The sequence below is a fragment of the Streptomyces sp. NPDC046379 genome (genome assembly GCF_055587785.1).
Window position 1 is genome coordinate 1 of record NZ_JBVJFP010000058.1, and the last position, 3,132, is coordinate 3,132.

1 protein-coding gene is annotated in these 3,132 nt (G+C 68.3%); it reads left to right on the forward strand.

The annotated features are described in order from the left end of the window. Positions 1-435: 435 nt before the first annotated feature. Positions 436-3,132, forward strand: a 2,697-nt coding sequence (locus ACZ6KF_RS33950; RefSeq protein WP_469242024.1) for a PQQ-dependent sugar dehydrogenase, incomplete at its 3' end; no start/stop codon positions are given.

The window sequence follows — 3,132 nt, forward strand, 5'->3', positions numbered from 1 at the left end:
GACGGTCCACAGACCGAAGGTGAACTTGTCATCGGGGGTGGGCTGGTACGTCATGCCACGGCTCCTTGCTCGCTGACTATTTCGTCATGGCGGTTAACAAATTAATGGGTCGAGGCACCGCTGGGAAGGGCCGAGGGGACTCCACGCGCCGGGCGGCGTCGACCACGACAGGGTCCGACGCCCTCCAGTGCAGGTCCACCCCCCTCTCCCTTTGTCCATCTGCAGGCAAAAGTTAGAGATTTCTTTGCACAAGGGGTTACACCACGAGTAGAAGGACACTAACTTCTGTGACTCAAGTCGGTGATACGCCTGTAACCCGGCTTAACGGCGCGTCGGCGCGCGCCGCGGGAGCATCGGCGCGACGGCGCGCGCCGGTGCTCCCCTCGTCAGGACTGATCACGTCCTGCTGTCCACCCCACACCTCCGGAGACGTTTGTGCGCACAACTCTGCTCAGACCCAAACTCGTCCGCTCATTGGCACTGGCGGTGGTGTGTGCCGTCGGCTGCCTGACACCGGGAACCGCCGCTGCCGCGCCGGAACCGGCCGACGCCTCAGCGGCGGCGATAGGAGCCTTCCAGCAGGTCACGCTCGCCAAGGGACCGACCGAAGTGGGCGAGCCCATGACCATGGTCGTGCTGCCGGACCGTTCCGTGCTGCACACCTCGCGGGACGGCACCCTGCGGCTCACCGACGAGGCCGGCACAACCAAGGTCGCAGGCAAGCTCGATGTCTACAGCCACGACGAGGAAGGCCTGCAGGGCATAGGTGCGGACCCTGACTTCGCCACCAACCGCTTCGTCTACCTCTACTACGCCCCCAAGCTGACCACCCCCGGCGGTGACGCCCCGTCGGAAGGGTCGGCCGCCGACTTCGCCGCGTTCGAAGGCGTCAACCGGCTCTCCCGGTTCGTGCTGAAGACGGACGGCACACTGGATCTGACCAGCGAGAAGAAGATCCTCGACGTGCCCGCGACCCGCGGCATGTGCTGCCACGTCGGCGGCGACATCGACTTCGACGCGGCGGGCAACCTGTACCTGTCGACCGGCGACGACACCAACCCGTTCGCCTCGGACGGCTACACCCCCATCGACGAGCGCGCCTCCCGCAACCCCGCCTACGACGCCCAGCGTGCCTCCAGCAACACCAACGACCTGCGCGGCAAGGTCCTGCGCATCAAGGTCAACGCCGACGGATCGTATTCCGTCCCGGCCGGCAACCTCTTCCCGCCCGGCACCGACAAGACCCGGCCCGAGATCTACGCCATGGGCTTCCGCAACCCCTTCCGGATGAGCGTCGACAAGGCCACCGGCATCGTCTACCTGGGCGACTACGGCCCCGACGCCGGCGCCGCCAGCGCCTCGCGCGGCCCTGAGGGGCAGGTCGAGTTCAACCGGATCACCAAGGCGGGCAACTACGGCTGGCCGTACTGCACCGGCAAGAACGACGCCTACACCGACTTCGACTTCGCCACCGGGACCTCCGGCGCCAAGTTCGACTGCGCGGCCCCGAAGAACACCTCGCCGCGCAACACCGGCCTGACCGACCTGCCGCCCGCCCAGCCCGCCTGGATCCCCTACACGGGCAACTCCGTACCGGAGTTCGGCGACGGCTCCGAGTCCCCCATGGGCGGCCCCGTCTACCGCTACGACGCGGACTCCACCTCCGAGGTGAAGTTCCCGCAGGAGTACGACGGCGACTTCTTCGCCGGCGAGCTCGGCCGCCGCTGGATCAAGCGGATCGAGTCCGGCTCCGACGGGACCGTGCAGTCCATCAACGCCTTCCCCTGGACCGGGACCCAGGTGATGGACATGGCCTTCGGCCCGGACGGCGCCCTCTACGTCCTCGACTACGGCACCGGCTTCTACAGCGGCGACGAGAACTCGGCCCTCTACCGCATCGAGCACGTCACCGACGGGCACTCTCCGACCGCCCAGGCCAAGGCAGACGTCACCTCCGGCCAGGCGCCTCTGACCGTCTCCTTCTCCTCGGCAGGCAGTTCGGACCCGGAGGGGGAGAACCTGAGCTACTCCTGGGCGTTCGGTGACGGCGCGACCTCCACTGCCGCCAATCCCTCGCACACCTACACCGCCAACGGCCAGTACACGGCCACGCTGAAGGTCACAGACACCGCCGGCAAGTCCGCCACGGCGTCCGTCCGGATCACCGTGGGGAACACCGCCCCCACGGTGAAGATCGACCTGCCCGCGGACGGAAGCATCCACGACTTCGGCGACGCCATCCCCTTCAAGGTCACGGTGACCGATCCCGAGGACGGCGCCGTCGACTGCTCCAAGGTCAAGGTCTCGTTCATCGTCGGCCACGACAGCCACGGCCACCCGCAGACCTCGGCCACCGGCTGCAGCGGCACCCTGCAGACCCTCGCCGACGGCGAACACGATCCCAACGCCAACATCTTCGGCGTCGTGGACGCCGAGTACACCGACAAGGGCGCGAACGGGCAGCCCGCGCTGACCACCCACGACCAGCGCATCGCCCAGCCCAGCCACCGGCAGGCCGAGCACTACGGTGACTCCTCCGGTGTCCAGGTCACCGCCCACGGCCCTGCCCACGGCGGCAAGACCGTCGGCTACATCGAGAACGGCGACTGGATCTCCTTCAAGCCCTACGTCCTCGGCAACACCGCCAAGTTCACGGCGCGGGTCTCCTCCGCGGGAGCGGGCGGCACCATCGAGGTGCGGGCCGGGTCCCCGACCGGCACCCTGCTCGGCACGGCGACCGTCCCGGTGACCGGCGGCTGGGAGACCTTCCAGGACGTGACCACCGACCTGTCGCATCAGCCCACCGGGTCAACCTCCCTGTTCCTGGTCTTCAAGGGCGGCGCCGGCTTCCTGTTCGACGTGGACGAGTTCTCCTTCACCAAGACCGCCGGCGGCCCGCGCACGGGTGAGGTGAAGGGCGTCAACGGCAAGTGCCTGGACGTGCAGGGCGGCAACAGCGCCGACGGCACCGGTATCCAGCTGTGGGGCTGCTGGGGCGGAGCCAACCAGCAGTGGACCCTGGCCGACGACGGCAGCATCCGCAGCCTGGGCAAGTGCCTGGACGTGGACGGCGCCGGCACCGCCGACGGCACCAAGATCCACCTGTGGACCTGCCACGGCGGAGCCAACCAG